Origin of the sequence: Chromohalobacter canadensis, assembly GCF_034479555.1 — a bacterium.
Classification (GTDB): domain Bacteria; phylum Pseudomonadota; class Gammaproteobacteria; order Pseudomonadales; family Halomonadaceae; genus Chromohalobacter; species Chromohalobacter canadensis.
Map to the genome: position 1 here is coordinate 1,643,876 of NZ_CP140151.1, position 14,132 is coordinate 1,658,007.

At 62.4% G+C, this 14,132-nt stretch carries 15 protein-coding genes; 12 read left to right on the top strand and 3 right to left on the bottom strand.

Annotation, left to right across the window (positions count from 1 at the left end):
- The first annotated feature begins 10 nt into the window (after nucleotides 1-10).
- The 5 genes from SR908_RS07860 to SR908_RS07880 all read left to right on the top strand — a co-directional run bounded on the left by SR908_RS07860 (nucleotide 11) and on the right by SR908_RS07880 (nucleotide 4,434).
- Entirely contained in the window at nucleotides 11-1,012 is a 1,002-nt protein-coding gene (locus tag SR908_RS07860; RefSeq protein WP_097021410.1) for an alpha/beta hydrolase, read from the top strand.
- On the top strand, nucleotides 1,009-1,500 hold the full coding sequence (locus SR908_RS07865; RefSeq protein ID WP_040240092.1) for a hypothetical protein: 492 nt from the start codon (nucleotides 1,009-1,011) through the stop codon (nucleotides 1,498-1,500). The genes SR908_RS07860 and SR908_RS07865 overlap by 4 nt, the downstream gene beginning before the upstream one ends.
- 93 nt (nucleotides 1,501-1,593) lie before the next feature.
- Nucleotides 1,594-2,703 (top strand): aminotransferase class I/II-fold pyridoxal phosphate-dependent enzyme, encoded by a 1,110-nt coding sequence (locus tag SR908_RS07870; protein ID WP_097021411.1) that lies wholly within the window; start codon nucleotides 1,594-1,596, stop codon nucleotides 2,701-2,703.
- 2 nt (nucleotides 2,704-2,705) lie between these two features.
- Nucleotides 2,706-3,755, top strand: a complete 1,050-nt coding sequence (locus SR908_RS07875) for an Lnb N-terminal periplasmic domain-containing protein (RefSeq protein WP_097021412.1) — start codon at nucleotides 2,706-2,708, stop codon at nucleotides 3,753-3,755.
- 175 nt (nucleotides 3,756-3,930) lie between these two features.
- Nucleotides 3,931-4,434 (top strand): hypothetical protein, encoded by a 504-nt coding sequence (locus SR908_RS07880; RefSeq protein ID WP_218839391.1) that lies wholly within the window; start codon nucleotides 3,931-3,933, stop codon nucleotides 4,432-4,434.
- A 258-nt stretch (nucleotides 4,435-4,692) separates the two neighbouring features.
- Here SR908_RS07880 and SR908_RS07885 read toward each other — a convergent pair whose 3' ends face one another.
- Together SR908_RS07885 and SR908_RS07890 are read right to left on the bottom strand one after the other, a co-directional pair.
- On the bottom strand, nucleotides 4,693-6,207 hold the full coding sequence (locus SR908_RS07885; RefSeq protein WP_097021414.1) for a YifB family Mg chelatase-like AAA ATPase: 1,515 nt from the start codon (nucleotides 6,205-6,207) through the stop codon (nucleotides 4,693-4,695).
- Nucleotides 6,208-6,369: 162 nt separating this feature from the next.
- Nucleotides 6,370-6,723 (bottom strand): accessory factor UbiK family protein, encoded by a 354-nt coding sequence (locus SR908_RS07890; RefSeq protein WP_097021415.1) that lies wholly within the window; start codon nucleotides 6,721-6,723, stop codon nucleotides 6,370-6,372.
- A gap of 256 nt (nucleotides 6,724-6,979) precedes the next feature.
- On the opposite strand from SR908_RS07890, the gene SR908_RS07895 reads away from it, so the two are divergent.
- The 3 genes from SR908_RS07895 (at nucleotide 6,980) to glnK (ending at nucleotide 9,095) form a co-directional block, all read left to right on the top strand.
- A complete protein-coding gene (locus SR908_RS07895; protein WP_011508451.1) occupies nucleotides 6,980-7,318 on the top strand; it encodes a P-II family nitrogen regulator in 339 nt (112 codons plus the stop codon).
- Nucleotides 7,319-7,345: 27 nt separating this feature from the next.
- The gene (locus SR908_RS07900) at nucleotides 7,346-8,596 is read left to right on the top strand and encodes an ammonium transporter (RefSeq protein WP_097021417.1); all 1,251 of its coding nucleotides are present in this window, start codon (nucleotides 7,346-7,348) and stop codon (nucleotides 8,594-8,596) included.
- 160 nt (nucleotides 8,597-8,756) lie between these two features.
- Complete coding sequence (gene glnK, locus SR908_RS07905; RefSeq protein WP_011508453.1) at nucleotides 8,757-9,095, top strand: P-II family nitrogen regulator; 339 nt, start codon at nucleotides 8,757-8,759, stop codon at nucleotides 9,093-9,095.
- Nucleotides 9,096-9,183: 88 nt separating this feature from the next.
- On the opposite strand, the gene SR908_RS07910 is transcribed toward glnK, so the two are convergent.
- A complete protein-coding gene (locus tag SR908_RS07910; RefSeq protein ID WP_097021418.1) occupies nucleotides 9,184-9,705 on the bottom strand; it encodes an ankyrin repeat domain-containing protein in 522 nt (173 codons plus the stop codon).
- A gap of 85 nt (nucleotides 9,706-9,790) precedes the next feature.
- Between SR908_RS07910 and SR908_RS07915 the strand changes: the two genes are divergently transcribed.
- The 4 genes from SR908_RS07915 (at nucleotide 9,791) to SR908_RS07930 (ending at nucleotide 13,994) form a co-directional block, all read left to right on the top strand.
- On the top strand, nucleotides 9,791-10,675 hold the full coding sequence (locus tag SR908_RS07915) for a LysR family transcriptional regulator (RefSeq protein WP_097021419.1): 885 nt from the start codon (nucleotides 9,791-9,793) through the stop codon (nucleotides 10,673-10,675).
- A 182-nt stretch (nucleotides 10,676-10,857) separates the two neighbouring features.
- Nucleotides 10,858-11,754 (top strand): HalD/BesD family halogenase, encoded by an 897-nt coding sequence (locus tag SR908_RS07920; RefSeq protein ID WP_097021420.1) that lies wholly within the window; start codon nucleotides 10,858-10,860, stop codon nucleotides 11,752-11,754.
- 57 nt (nucleotides 11,755-11,811) lie between these two features.
- Entirely contained in the window at nucleotides 11,812-13,080 is a 1,269-nt protein-coding gene (locus tag SR908_RS07925) for a M24 family metallopeptidase (RefSeq protein WP_097021421.1), read from the top strand.
- A gap of 59 nt (nucleotides 13,081-13,139) precedes the next feature.
- Nucleotides 13,140-13,994, top strand: coding sequence for a glycine betaine ABC transporter substrate-binding protein (locus SR908_RS07930; RefSeq protein WP_097021422.1), 855 nt, complete (start codon nucleotides 13,140-13,142; stop codon nucleotides 13,992-13,994).
- Nucleotides 13,995-14,132 lie beyond the last annotated feature (138 nt).

Sequence of the window (14,132 nt, forward strand, 5' to 3'; positions counted from 1 at the left end):
GGAGAATTGAATGACCGACTTTACCCCCTTGAAACAGCTAGGCCTGCTGACGCCGATGGCACGCCCCGTGTCGCCGGCTATGAATGCCTATCTCGAGCACTATCGCTTAGCGTCGCTGTTGACAGAGAATACCGATCTACATGCCGGCTTCTTCGAGGCTCGGGGGTTTCAGTTGTGGGCTCAGGTATGGAGCCCGCCCAAACCGCAAGGCACGGCGTTCGTCGTGCACGGCTACTTCGATCACCTAGGGCTCTACCGCCATCTTCTCAAACTGCTGCTGGCGCGTGGCTGGCGCGTGGTGATGTGGGATCTCCCGGGGCACGGGCTCTCCAGCGGCGCGCGCGCTTCCATCGACGACTTCGGCGACTATGTCGGCTGCCTGAGCGCGCTGACTGAGGAGGTCACGCGTCTCGGCCTGGCCGATGGCCCCTGGATCGGCATCGGCCAAAGCACCGGCGCGTCGATTCTCGCCACCGACGCCCTGACCCACGGCCATCAGACACGCTGGGACGGCCTGGCGCTACTGGCACCGCTGGTGCGCCCCTGGGGCTGGCAGCAATCCAGCTGGCTGCACCGTGTGGTCAGTCCTTTCGTGCGCTCAGTGCCGCGCCGGTTTCGCCCCAACACCACCGATCTTGGCTTCGCCGATTTCCTGCGCCGCGGCGACCCCTTGCAGCCCGACCGCCTGGCCTTGACCTGGGTCAGCGCCATGCGCGACTGGATCCCCCTGCTGATGTCCATGCCGCCCAGCGAATTGCCGGTGCTGATCCTCCAGGGCGAACAAGACTTCACCGTGGACTGGCAGTGGAACCTGGAAACGCTGACGGACAAATTCCCCAATGCCGATGTCCATCGGCATCCGGAAGCTCGCCATCATCTGGTCAACGAGGCCAAGCCGATTCGCACCCCTCTCTTCCATGAACTGAGTGGTTTCCTGGCGGGTTACGAGCGCCGGCTCGACCCGCACGACGCGCTATCCAGTGCCGACCCTTGCCCGCAGGAAACACCATGAAGCATGCCCACGCCGCTGGCATCATCGCACTCTGCCTGCTTTTGGCGGGATGCGCTGGGCTCGGCGACGCCCCGCCCGAGGACATGCGCCAGGCGGTATATGGCATGAGTAGCCAGGCCGCCGAGGCCCTGCTCGAATCGCCGCCCTGGTCGGGTGAAGCGCAGGATATGGTGGTGATGCTGGCACCACCGACGGTATCACCAGCGCTGGGTATCGCACCGGGACGACTCACCGAAACCTTGGGCCGCGCCCTACTGGCACAGGCAGAGGGCCCCCAAGTCCTCGATTGGACGCCGGGCATGCTGGCCGACGATGCGCCGGACAATCACTGGGTACTCGAGAGTCGGCTCCAAGGCAACGGCGTACTGCGCCTCTCCGATCGAGAGTTGCGTCCCTATCAGTGGGAAATCACCTTGCGCCGTCCCGGCCAAGACGCCCCCAGCTGGCGCGCCACGCTCTCCGGAGCCCTGGACGCCAGCGCGTTGTAATGCGTGCGTGCGAGGCATCGGACGTATGCGTGTCACGTTGTGCCCAGCGCGTCTCGGTCGCACAATGAGCCTTTTGCGTTTCAGGAGTCTCGCATGTCGCGTCACGCTCGCCACCTTGATCGTTCCGGGCCGTCCAATCCGTTCCCCGGCCTCAAAGCGCTGGAACGCAAGCTAGGCCGTGAGGTGCCGCATCGCCTGGGCTCCAACGAAGGATTGGACATGCCCCACCAGGCGCTCAAGGCGCGTTTTGGCGATGAGGTCGCCACCCTGGCCCGCGCCTACGGCGACGCCGAGGCCATGGATGTACGCCAACGCCTGAATGCCCTGCTCGGCACGCCACTGGAGGCGCTGATCATCGATGCCGGCGCCGACAGCCTGATGGCGCTCGCCCTGCGCACGCTGTGCGATCCCGACAGCACGGTCATCGCCAGCGCGGGTACCTATCCCACCTTTCGTTACTTCGCCGAGGGTCAGGGCTGTCGGCTGGTCGAGGTTGACTATCACGACGCGCCCAGCGTGCTGGCGCCGGACCTCGACGCCCTGGCCGACCGCGCGGTGCGCGATAACGCCCGCGTGGTCTACCTGGCCAATCCCGACAACCCCAGCGGCCACCTGCACAGCGACGCCGATATCCTCACGCTGCGCGATGCTCTGCCCGAGGACTGCACGCTGTTGCTCGACGAGGCCTATCACGACTTCCGTGACGATGCCGACGCTCCCGCTGCAGGCGAGGTCTGGCCCGGCGTAGTGCGCCTACGCACCTTCTCCAAGGCACACGGCTTGGCCGGCTTGCGGATCGGCTATGCCATCGCCGAACCGGCGCTGATCGAGGTGATGCACAAGGTGCGTATTCATTACGCGGTCTCATCGCTGGCACTGGCCGCCGCCGAGACTGTGCTCGACCACCCGGAGGAAACCACGCAGCACGTACGCGACGTGATCGCCCGCCGCGAAGCACTGGCCGGCCACCTACGAGTTCTCGGCGCTGACGTGCCGCCCAGCGCTACCAACTTCATCGCCGTACGGCTGCCGGAGGCGGAGCTCGCCGCCCGCATCCATCGCGAACTGCTCGACGCCGGCACGCTCGTGCATCGCCCCGCGCATCCTGCGTTGGGCCACGTGCTACGTATCAGTACGCTCGAGGATGCCCTCGAGCCTGGCCGGCTGGCCGCGCTGGAACGCGTGCTCGAGGCACAGCACTGATCATGGCACGCACCGGCTGGCTTGCCTCACTATGGCACTGGCTCATCGCCGGTGGGCTGGCGCTGCTCATCGTCGCCAGCAGCGGCTGGGCGGTGCTGGCGTTGTGGTACCGCCTTCCCGGCCCTTCTGTGCTGCGTTACGGCTTGGCGGGGCTGTGGATCATCGCTGCGTTGGCATGCTGCGTGGGGTTATTCCTCAAGGGCTGGCCGGCGCGTGCCCTGCTCGGCTACCTGGCCATGTACCTCGTGCTCGGCGCCTGGTGGTGGACGATCCAACCCGCCACCGAGCGCGACTGGGCACCGGACGTTGCGCATATCGTCGGCGGCACGCAGGAAGGCGACAATCGCGTCACCGTGAACAACGTGCGCAACTTCCAATGGCGCACCCCGCAGGATTTCGATGAGCGCTGGGAAACCCGCCACTACGACCTGGACCAGCTGCGTTCGGTCGATCTGCTGGTGTCCTACTGGATGGGGCCGGCCATCGCCCACACGCTGGTCAGCTTCGGTTTCGACGACGGGCGTTACCTGACGTTCTCGGTGGAAATACGCAAGGAGCGCGGTGAGGCCTTCTCCACCCTGGGCGGCTTCTTCAAGGAATACGAAGTCAGCATCATCGCCGCCGACGAGCGCGATATCGTGCGCGTGCGCACCAACACGCGCGGCGAGGACGTCTATCTCTATCGTGTGCAGATGCCCAAACCCGTCATGCAAGACCTGTTTCGCGCCTACCTCGATGAGGCCCACCAGTTGCAACGCGAGCCACGCTACTACAACACGCTGACCTCCAACTGCACCACGCTGGTCTACGCCATGATGAAACGCATCGTCCCCGGCTTGCCCTTCGACTACCGACTGCTGCTATCCGGCTACCTGCCCGAGTACGTGCACAGCGTCGGCGCGTTGGCACCCGGCGTTCCCTTCGCCGCGCTCAAGGACAAGGGCCACATCAACGCCCGCGCCCTAAAAGCAGATGACGCCGAGGATTTCTCCGCCCGCATCCGCGAGGGCATCCCCGGTGCGGACGAGCCCTCTTACGACGCGGACAACTAAGCCCCTGCACTACCGCCGATCAGCCGATCCAATTGGCGATAGCCGATGGCTTCCATTAGGTGAGGCCGGCGATCTTACTTCCTACTATTCTTTATAATAGGCTTACCTAATATAAATGGCATTGTGAGGGGGCATGGGAAAGCCAAAAGCGGGAGTTCAGTGGAGACCACACGAAATGGCGGGGGAGGTCTTCGATCTCAGCCACCTACATCCATATGAAACAGAGTATGTGGTGCCTGCCAAAGGCAGCAATCCCGAACGCCGCTTCAAGGTCAGCGTGAGCTTTGGCCTCCATTGCTTTACAAAGACGTCAGACGATGTAGCAGCAGTGCCTGATGATGGCTGGTATGCCGACAACCGCGAACGACGAGCTTTCTGCCATGAGCGTTGGAAGCTCTCGAAGATGCTGCCAGGGATTATCGAAACCCTAGACAGTCGAAAATGCCTCCACACCGGCCGAGAAGAATTCATCACTATTGAGGTAGTCGTGGATGGGCGCCAATTCGACTATGCGGTGTTCTTTCTGGTCACGAAAGGGGGAAAATCGGGTGCTGATCTCAATTTGTTCGTCATCAGCGCACATGAACGTTATAACGCCCTTAGATACAAGAAGCCGATTCGTTTCCATGTAATTCTGATGAACCGCTACCAGGGAAAACCGATCAAGGTACCTCGGTAGGCACATGAAAACGCCCCGCGTAGGCGGGGCGTTTCCTTAATCCGGAGCCTCTTGAGTATTCCACTCTTGGGTGCGAACCACTTTCATGGCGGGCGGGCGCTTACACCGGTCTGCGCTTCCTTTGCAATAAGGATGGCTCATACCGATGACTCCGTCAATATGAGCAAACCCCCGAGCCTATGCCAGGCGCGGAAAATAGCCGCAATTTCAGCAGAAAATAACTTCTCAGGCTGACTTCATAACCCAGGCCCTCGACATCTAAACACCCCCATTGCCGCCGATCAGCCGATCCAACTGGCGATAGCCGATGGCTTCCATCAGTTGGGGCTGGCGGGGGCGGGGTTCCTCGGCAAGGTCGGCAAGCGTGAGGGCGACGCGCAGCACGCGGTGATAGGCGCGGGCGGAGAGATTGAGGCGATTGAGCACGTCGGCCAGCCAAGTGCGCTCCTGGCCATCCAGTGCGCAGAGATCCTCCAGCGTGCTGCTGGGTAAATAAGCGTTGAGCGCGCCGCGCTGGGCTTGGCGCTGGCGGGCGGCGAGGACACGCCGGCGGACAACGTCGGAGCTTTCGCCGCTGCGTTGTTCGGTAAGTTGCGCAGCGGGCAGCGCGGGGACTTCTACCTGCAGGTCGATACGGTCGAGCAGGGGGCCCGAGATACGCGCCTGGTAGCGTTGCACCTGGGCCGGCGTGCACACACAGGCTTTGCGCGGGTCGCCGAGATGTCCGCATGGGCATGGATTCATTGCCGCCACGAGTTGAAAGCGAGCGGGAAAGCAGCTCTGCATCAATGCCCGCGAGACGACGATCTGGCCCGATTCCAGCGGTTCGCGTAGCACCTCCAGCACACGCCGGTCGAACTCCGGCAATTCATCCAGAAACAGCACCCCGTGATGCGCCAGTGAAATTTCTCCTGGGCGCGGCTTGCCGCCACCACCGACCAGCGCCACGCCGCTGGCGGTATGGTGCGGGGTACGAAACGGCCGCTGCCCCCAGCGTTCGAGAATCGGCAGGCCGCATACCGAGCGTACGGCGGCCACTTCCAACGCTTCATCTTCTTGGAGTGGCGGCAAAATCCCGGGTAATCGACTGGCGAGCATGGTCTTGCCCGTGCCGGGCGGTCCAGCGAACAAAAGATTATGGCCACCGCTGGCGGCGACTTCCAACGCCCGCCGGGCTTGGTGCTGGCCACGCACCTCGGCGAGATCGGGCTCGGCCAAGCGCGGTGCAGGCCGCTCACCAAGTTGGTGCGGAGTGATCGGCGCTTGCTTGAGCAAGTGCGCAACGACCTGCGGTAGATCGGCGGCAGGAAGAACGGCCAGATCACCGGCCAACGCCGCTTCATCGGCGTTGCTCTCGGGCAGGAGTAAGGCACGCCCGGCACGGCGCGCTTCCAGGGCCGCCGGCAATACCCCGCGCACGGGGCGCAACTTGCCATCCAGCGCCAACTCCCCCAGACACTCAAGCCCTGCCACGGCCTCGCCGGGAATCTGCCCCGAGGCCACCAGGATGCCCAGCGCAATGGGCAGGTCGAAGCGTCCGCCCTCCTTGGGGAGATCCGCCGGGGCGAGATTGAGCGTGATGCGCCGCGTAGGGAAATCGAAACCGGCGTTGATCAGGGCGCTGCGCACCCGCTCGCGGCTCTCTTTGACGGCCGCCTCGGGCAGTCCGACGATCGCCAATCCCGGAAGGCCGTTGGTGAGATGCACTTCGACCAGCACATTCGGCGCCTCCAGCCCCAAGCCGGCACGCGTGTTGATGATGGCAAGCGCCATGCAGCCTCCTCCCGGTCATATCAATATATGCGTATACACTAATTGATTGACTGCGGTAACGCACGCGCCGTGGAAGGCGGCGACAGGAACTATCGGCAAGCAAGAGGCACAGGCGCGATGCCGTCTCGACCGGCCGAGACGGCATCCGTTATCGAGCGGCGCTCAGTTCTTGCGGGAGGTGTCGGACGCGCTCGACTCGTCGGCGTCGTCCTTGGCATCGTTCTCGGTCACCGGCTCGGCGCCTTCGGCGGCGGCCACCGGGGTGCTCTGGCCCACGTCCAGTGCCGCTTCCAATGCCGCGACCTGCGCCTCGAGAGATTCGACACGCGAGCGCGTGCGCTGCAGCACTTCCATCAAGATGTCGAAGTCTTCACGCGAGACCAGTTCCATGCGGTCGAAGGCGCCGCGCATCACACCCTGAACGCTGCGCTGGATGTCTTCCGGCGCGTGCGAGGCATCCTGGAGCCGGTCGCCGACTTGCTGAGCGAGACGTGAGAAGAGGTCTTGTGTCGCCATGAGAGTTCCCTCGGATTGAACGTTTCCATCTCGACACAGCATACGCAAGGCCGATGAAATACGCATGCGCCATGTTGGTGCAGCCCCGATAGCGCCACGCACCAAGATATGGCGAAGGGCGATCCACATTTGGGCACTACACGCAGCGACGTTTTCACACCTTCCCGTAACCAGCTGTTTTTAATGGCACACAGCCAATATGGCATGGCTTCTGCGTACGTCCCGAGAGGCGAAAGCCGACAACGGGAGAACTGGCATGAAGCTCATTACCGCCATCATCAAACCTTTCAAGCTGGACGATGTCCGCGAGGCGCTGGCCGATAACGGTGTCCAAGGTATCACCGTCACAGAAGTGAAAGGCTTTGGGCGCCAAAAGGGTCACACGGAACTCTACCGCGGCGCCGAATACGTCGTGGACTTCCTTCCCAAGGTAAAAATAGAAATCGCTGTGGAGGAAGACCGACTGGAAAGCGTGCTGGAGGCGATCAGCAATGCCGCGAACAGCGGCAAGATCGGCGACGGCAAACTATTCGTCACGCCACTCGAAGACGTCATTCGTATCCGTACCGGTGAACGCGGAGCCGACGCCGTTTAAGGCAAGGGCTGAAGGGAGACACAATAAATGACTGAAGATATTACGCAGCTATCGTACGCGCTCGACACCTTCTATTTCTTGATCGCCGGTGTGCTGGTCATGTGGATGGCCGCCGGCTTCGCCATGCTCGAAGCGGGCCTGGTCCGCTCCAAGAACACGGCGGAAATCCTGACCAAGAACGTGGTGTTGTTCGCCATCTCTTGCACCATGTATCTGCTGTTCAGCTACCACTTGATGTATTCCAGTGGCGCTGGCGGCTTCCTGCCGAGTCTGGGCTTCCTGCTGGGCGGCGAGAACTCCGTCGATCAGGTAATGGGCAGCAACGGGGATATCTATTATTCCAACCGTGCCGACTTCTTCTTCCAGGTGGTATTCGTCGCAACCGCCATGTCGATCGTCTCCGGGGCCGTGGCTGAACGCATGAAACTCTGGGCGTTTCTGGCTTTTGCCGTGGTGATGACCGGGATCATCTATCCGACGTCCGGCTATTGGACCTGGGGCGGCGGCTGGCTCTCCGAGCTGGGCTTCTCCGACTATGCCGGTTCCGGCATCGTGCATATGGCGGGGGCATCGGCCGCATTGGCTGGGGTGCTGGTACTCGGGCCGCGCAAGGGCAAGTACGGCAAGAACGGCGCGATCTATGCCATTCCCGGTGCCAATCTGCCGCTGGCGACGCTAGGTACCTTCATTCTGTGGATGGGCTGGTTCGGCTTCAATGGCGGCAGCGAGTTGATGGTCTCCAACATCGACTCCGCCAATAACATGGCGCAGGTGCTGGTCAATACCAATGCCGCGGCTGCCGGGGGCGTAATCGCCGCGCTGATTCTCGCCAAGATCTGGTTCCGCAAGGCTGATCTGACCATGGCGCTCAACGGCGCAATCGCTGGTCTCGTCGCGATCACCGCCGATCCGCTGTCGCCCAGCGGCTTGGGCGCCACCCTCATCGGTGCTGTCGGCGGGTTGCTGGTCGTCCTCTCCATCGTGGCGCTGGATAAACTGAAGATCGACGACCCGGTCGGTGCCATCTCCGCGCACGGCGTGGTGGGTCTGTGGGGTGTATTGGCAGTGCCTATCACCAATGCCAGTGCCTCCTTCGGTGTACAGATCATCGGCGCCCTCGCCATCTTCCTGTGGTGCTTCATCGCCAGCTTGATCGTATGGCTGATCATCAAGGCTGCGATGGGTGTCCGGGTCAGCGAAGAGGAAGAATACGAAGGGGTCGACCTGGCCGAATGTGGCCTGGAAGCCTACCCCGAGTTTGCCTCCAACAAGACGTAAACCTTGTTGGAGTACCGAGTGAGCTGGCGTGCTCCCCTGGCCCCCTTCGGGGGGCCTTTTTTTAATCCCGCGACCAGCGGTGTATGCTTGAAAGCATGATCGTTGGGCATAATCGAGGGTGGTATGCGCCACCCGCATATACGATGCGAGGAGAAAGAAGATGAAACTGGTGACCGCCATCATCAAGCCGTTCAAGCTCGACGACGTCCGTGAGTCGTTGTCCGAGATCGGCGTTCAGGGGATTACCGTCACGGAAGTGAAGGGCTTCGGCCGTCAGAAGGGTCATACCGAGCTGTATCGCGGGGCCGAATACGTGGTCGACTTCCTTCCCAAGGTCAAGCTCGAGGTCGCCGTCGACGACGACATGATCGAGAAAGTGATCGACGCCATCACGCAGGTGGCCAATACCGGCAAGATCGGCGACGGCAAGATCTTCGTCTCGCCGCTCGAGCAGGTTATCCGTATCCGTACCGGTGAAACCGGCAAGGACGCGGTCTAGGCCGCATCGCCTGCCAGCACGATGATCCGACAATGCCCCTCACCTCGAGGGGCATTGTCGTTTCCGGGCGAGCGTGACCAAGAAGCGCTTAAAGGGCGTCCAGTATCGCGGGCGTACGTGTCGCGCCCATCGCCGAGGCGAGTTCGCTCGCTGTCATGCCGCGACTGTCGGTAGCGCGAGGATCGGCTCCTTGGGCAAGCAGGTATTCGACGATCTCGGCATTGTCGAACATCGCCGCGAACATCAATGCCGTCTTGTCGTCTGGGGAGCGCGCGTTGACCGAGGCGCCATGTGACACCAGCAGCTCGGCCATGGCCAAATGCCCCTTGAAGGCCGCGCCGGAGAGCGGATGATGGCCATTATCGTTGTACAACTCGGGATCGGCGCCTTGTTCGAGCAGTAGTTGCGTGGCCTCGAGATGGTCATGGTAACTGGCCAGCATCAACAGGCTGTCGCCCTTGTCGTTGCACATGTTCGGCGGCAGCCCCTGGACCAACCAGCCGCGCAGTTTTTCCGTCTCGCCATTGCGCGCACTATTGAAGATCTTCGTGGCCAGTTGGATCGTTGCCTCGTCCAACTCAGCATTGGCGGTGTCGTGATCGTCCGACATCGTGTTTTGCTCCTTGTGGCATCTAGCATCGAGCGTAGCATGTCACTTGACGCGACGCGCCACCCTTCAAGAGACCCGTGAGTCCATGCTGGATATCAAGTATTACGTATTGATCGACGCCATCGCTACCCACGGCACGGTGCACGATGCCGCCGCCGCCATCGGCATTACCCAGCCTGCGGCGACGCATCGCATTCGTGAAATGGAACGCCGCCTGGGCGTCGCATTGTTCCATCGCGAAGGACGCCGGCTGACGCTGTCCGCCTCGGGCGAGCGCCTACTCGACACCGCCCACGCAGTGCTTCCCCAGCTACGCCGCGCCGAGCTCGAGGCATGGCAACTGGCACGCCGTGCCGAACCCGCCTTGCGCCTGGGCATCGGCCCCTACGACACCTTCTCGCGGGCGATTCCGCATCTCTACGATCAGCATGAACACGACATCGATCTGGTGCGTTTGCCCATGGCGGACATGACCACGGCCTTACTCGCCAACCGGGTCGACATGATCTGCATGATCGAAGTGCCCTCACAGCGCGGTATCGCCCACCAGTTGCTGTTCGAGGAGCCGCTGGTGGCGGTGTTGCCGCCCGGGCATCCTTACGCGCAAAGCGACGCAGTGCCCGCCGAGGTGTTCGATCAGGGCCGGCACTTCACCTACAGCATCACCCCCGAATCCGGGCACGAGTTCGAGCATTTCTTTCAACCGGCGGGCGTCTATCCCTCGCACATGGTGCAGATCGAGTCGGTCACCTTGATCCTCGAGCTCGTCGCCGCCGGCAAGGGGGTGAGCATTCTTTCGCGCTGGGCCGCGCGGGATGCTCACCAGGCCGGACACGTCGTCATGCGTCCCTTGGCCGGCGACCTTCCGCTCATTCCCTGGTACCTGGCCTATACGCAAATGCCCCACATCGCCGCCGTCGCCGACTCCCTGGCGGACACGCTACGTCACCTTTATCGCGCGGATGAGTAACGGCGAGGCGCGCCGCCATGGGCTTGAAGCCGAACGATAAGAATCTCGTCGCAGATGGCCGGACATTCTCATTAGTTCCCCGCCCCCCGGGCTTTTATCGTATCGCCACTCCCTAGCCACAACCGGCTAGCCACGATCAGTTAGCGATCGATTAGTCACAACCCATCAGGAGGGGCGATCTCATGTCACAGGCAACACTCGCAACACAAGCCACCGAGCAAGACGTCACCACCGACCGCCATCCCCTGGCACGGTTCATCGATCTTGAACGCTATCCGATCCTGGAGCGCGATAGCGACGCCTACCAAGCAGCGGTCGAGGGTGTTCGCCAACAACTGCGCACCGATGGCTGCGCCCTGTTGTCGAAATTCATTCGCGAGGACCTCATCGAGCCGCTGCGCAAGGAAAGCGAGGCCCTGGCACCGCAAGCGTTCTACTCGGACAACAACGTCAATCCCTACGTCACGCCGGATGACCCGTCGCTGCCCGAGGATCACCCCGCTCGCTTCTTTCAGCACTACACCAACGGCTTCGTGGCGCGCGACCTGATCCCCGAGGACGCCATCGTCCAGCAGCTCTATCGTGACCCCGACTTTCAACGCTTCGTCGCCGATTGCCTCGAAGAGCCGGTGATTTACGAGTTCGCCGACCCCATCGCGGGGCTGGTCATCAACGTGATGCCCGACGACACCGAGCTGCCCTGGCACTTCGATACCAACGAATTCATCGTCAGCCTGATGACGCGGCGTCCCAACGAAGGCGGTGAATTCCAGTACGCACCCAACATCCGTCGTCCGGGCGACGAGAACTTCGCGGCCGTTCAGCGCGTGCTCGAAGGCGATCACACCGAGGTCGAGTCGTTGACGCTCAACACCGGCGACCTGCAGCTCTTCAAGGGACGCTACTCCATGCACCGTGTCGACGCCGCCAAGGGACAGCGTCTGTGCACCCTGCTCGGCTACGCCAAGACGCCCGACATGATGGGCAGCCTGGAGCACACCAAGCGAATTTACGGTCGCGTTACGCAGCAACACATCGACGCCGATAACCAGCGCCGTCACGACGCGCTCATGGGCTAACACCGCCTCGCGTACGTCACCAAGCGTCTCGTTCACTCTTTACAAGGATGCCTTTCAATGGGCGATATCGTATCACTCGCCGGGTCCGTCCCCACGGGCGGCCCGTATACCGATGGCAGCTTTCGTCACGCCACGCTCGATGCAGCCTTACTCTCGCGCGTCGAGCGCTATCGGCTTCAGCGACTGCGTCAGCAGATGCGTCACCACGAGCTGGACGCGGTGATCCTGTTCGACCCCATCAACATTCGCTATGCCTGCGGCGTGCGCAACATGCAGGTGTACTCGCAGCGCAACCCGGCGCGCTACCTCTACGTGGCGGCGGACGGCCCAGTGGTGCTGTTTGAATTCAGTGCCTGCCTGCATTTGGCAGCCAACGCCGAACTGCTCGACGAGGTCCATCCCGCCCGGGCGGTAATGCCGCAGTACAGCGGTCCGCGCTGTGCGGCGCATACCCAGGCCTTTGTCGATGACATCCGCGGCCTGTTCGAGCGTTCACATACCCAAGGGCAACGTCTGGGCATCGAGTCCGCGCCCACCGGCGCCATCGAGGCACTGGGCCAGGCTGGCTTCCAACTGACCGATGCCGCCACCGTGGTCGAGGGCGCCAAGTCGATCAAGAGTGTCGACGAGCTGGCGCTCATCCATCGCTCCGTGACCCTGACCGAAGCCGCGATGACGCGTATGGAAGCCGCCATTCGCCCCGGCATGAGCGAAAACGAGCTGTGGTCGATCTTCAACCAGCATGTGCTGGCGACCGGTGGCGAATACGCCGAGACTCGGCTTCTCAGCTCCGGCGCGCGCACCAATCCATGGTTCCAGGAATGCTCGGACAAGATCATCGCCCCGGGTGAGCTGGTCGCCTTCGATACCGATATCGTGGGCTGCTTCGGCTACTACACCGATTTCTCGCGGACCTTCCACGTGCCCGGCGCAGGCGCGCCCAATGCCGAGCAGAAAGAGCTATATCGCATGGCCGCCGACCAGCTCGAGCGCAATATCGCCCTGCTGCGTCCCGGCATGAGCTTTCGCGACTACTCGCAACAAGCGTGGCCGATACCCGACGGCTATCGCGAGAACCGTTACCTGGACATCGTCCATGGCTGCGGCATGACCGGCGAATGGCCGCTGATCGCCCACGACATGGATTGGGACGACGTCGGCTACGACGGCGCCATCGAGCCCGGTATGACGCTCTGCGTCGAGGCTTATATCGGCCACCGCGATGGCACCGAGGGCGTCAAACTGGAAGAACAGGTGCTGATCACCGAAGATGGCATCGAACGCCTCTCGACCTACGGCTATTCCGACACGCTGATGGCAGAATGACGCCATAGCGCATCACTCTTTCTCATCCCTTTCGATTCACCAACACAAAAAGGACGCGTATGAAACCGTTGACTCCCCTTTTCGTCGCCTGTGGCCTGGCCGGTCTCTCGATGACCGCCTCGGCCGATGACACGCTGACCATCGGCACCAACAACTGGTCGGAAAACATCGCCGTCTCACACATGTGGCAGCAATTGCTCGAAGAGCAAGGCTACGACGTCAATCTGACGACCACCGGCAAGAGCGTGCTCTTCAGCGGGCTGGCGCAGGGCGATCTGGATATCTCGCTGGAAGTCTGGCTCCCGCATGGCGACGCCCAGTACATCAAGCCCTACGAGGACAAGATCGACGTTCACGATGCCTGGTTCGACGGCGCCCAGGACGAACTGGTGGTGCCCGCTTACATGGAAGACATCGACAGCATCAGTGACCTCAAGGACAACGCTGAGCGCTTCGTCTATCAGGATCAGCCCACCATCATCGGCATCGAGTCGGGCTCGGCCATCTCCGGCGAGACCGAAAACGCCATCAAGAGTTACGACCTGCCGTTCCGTCAGTTGAACAGCTCCGGCCCGGCCATGCTCGCGGCCCTCGAGGAAGCCTACGCCAACGAAGAGCCCATCGCCGTCACGCTCTGGCAGCCGCACTGGGCCTACGCGCAGTACGACCTCAAAGCGCTCGAGGATCCCAAGAAGAGCTATGGCGGTGGTGACGACATCATGTGGATGTCGCCCAAGGGCTTTGGCGAGGACCACCCCGAGGTCACCGAGATGCTCGACACCTGGCACATGAGTCACGCCCAGTTGGCCGATCTCATGCTGACCATCGAAAACGTCGGCGACCCCACCCAAGGCGCCAAACAGTGGATCGAGGAACATCGCGACCTCATCGACGGCTGGCTCGTCGAAGACTGATCCCACTCCGGGCCGGTCGTCAGGACCGGCCCTCGCCGCCTTATCCCCACTCCAGCCGGGGCTTCCTCTCCCAACGCCTCCCCCCATGCACTGGGAATTTGCTATGGTAGCCACGTCGCGGCGACCGTCGCCCGATGT

Coding starts and splice junctions, on each gene's coding strand:
- SR908_RS07880 (WP_218839391.1), top strand. CDS start 3,931: ATGGCGGGGGAGGTCTTCGATCTCAGCCACCTACATCCATATGAAACA.
- SR908_RS07925 (WP_097021421.1), top strand. CDS start 11,812: ATGGGCGATATCGTATCACTCGCCGGGTCCGTCCCCACGGGCGGCCCG.
- SR908_RS07915 (WP_097021419.1), top strand. CDS start 9,791: ATGCTGGATATCAAGTATTACGTATTGATCGACGCCATCGCTACCCAC.
- SR908_RS07885 (WP_097021414.1), bottom strand. CDS start 6,207: ATGGCGCTTGCCATCATCAACACGCGTGCCGGCTTGGGGCTGGAGGCG.
- SR908_RS07860 (WP_097021410.1), top strand. CDS start 11: ATGACCGACTTTACCCCCTTGAAACAGCTAGGCCTGCTGACGCCGATG.
- SR908_RS07920 (WP_097021420.1), top strand. CDS start 10,858: ATGTCACAGGCAACACTCGCAACACAAGCCACCGAGCAAGACGTCACC.
- SR908_RS07895 (WP_011508451.1), top strand. CDS start 6,980: ATGAAGCTCATTACCGCCATCATCAAACCTTTCAAGCTGGACGATGTC.
- SR908_RS07875 (WP_097021412.1), top strand. CDS start 2,706: ATGGCACGCACCGGCTGGCTTGCCTCACTATGGCACTGGCTCATCGCC.
- SR908_RS07910 (WP_097021418.1), bottom strand. CDS start 9,705: ATGTCGGACGATCACGACACCGCCAATGCTGAGTTGGACGAGGCAACG.
- SR908_RS07890 (WP_097021415.1), bottom strand. CDS start 6,723: ATGGCGACACAAGACCTCTTCTCACGTCTCGCTCAGCAAGTCGGCGAC.
- SR908_RS07870 (WP_097021411.1), top strand. CDS start 1,594: ATGTCGCGTCACGCTCGCCACCTTGATCGTTCCGGGCCGTCCAATCCG.
- glnK (WP_011508453.1), top strand. CDS start 8,757: ATGAAACTGGTGACCGCCATCATCAAGCCGTTCAAGCTCGACGACGTC.
- SR908_RS07865 (WP_040240092.1), top strand. CDS start 1,009: ATGAAGCATGCCCACGCCGCTGGCATCATCGCACTCTGCCTGCTTTTG.
- SR908_RS07900 (WP_097021417.1), top strand. CDS start 7,346: ATGACTGAAGATATTACGCAGCTATCGTACGCGCTCGACACCTTCTAT.
- SR908_RS07930 (WP_097021422.1), top strand. CDS start 13,140: ATGAAACCGTTGACTCCCCTTTTCGTCGCCTGTGGCCTGGCCGGTCTC.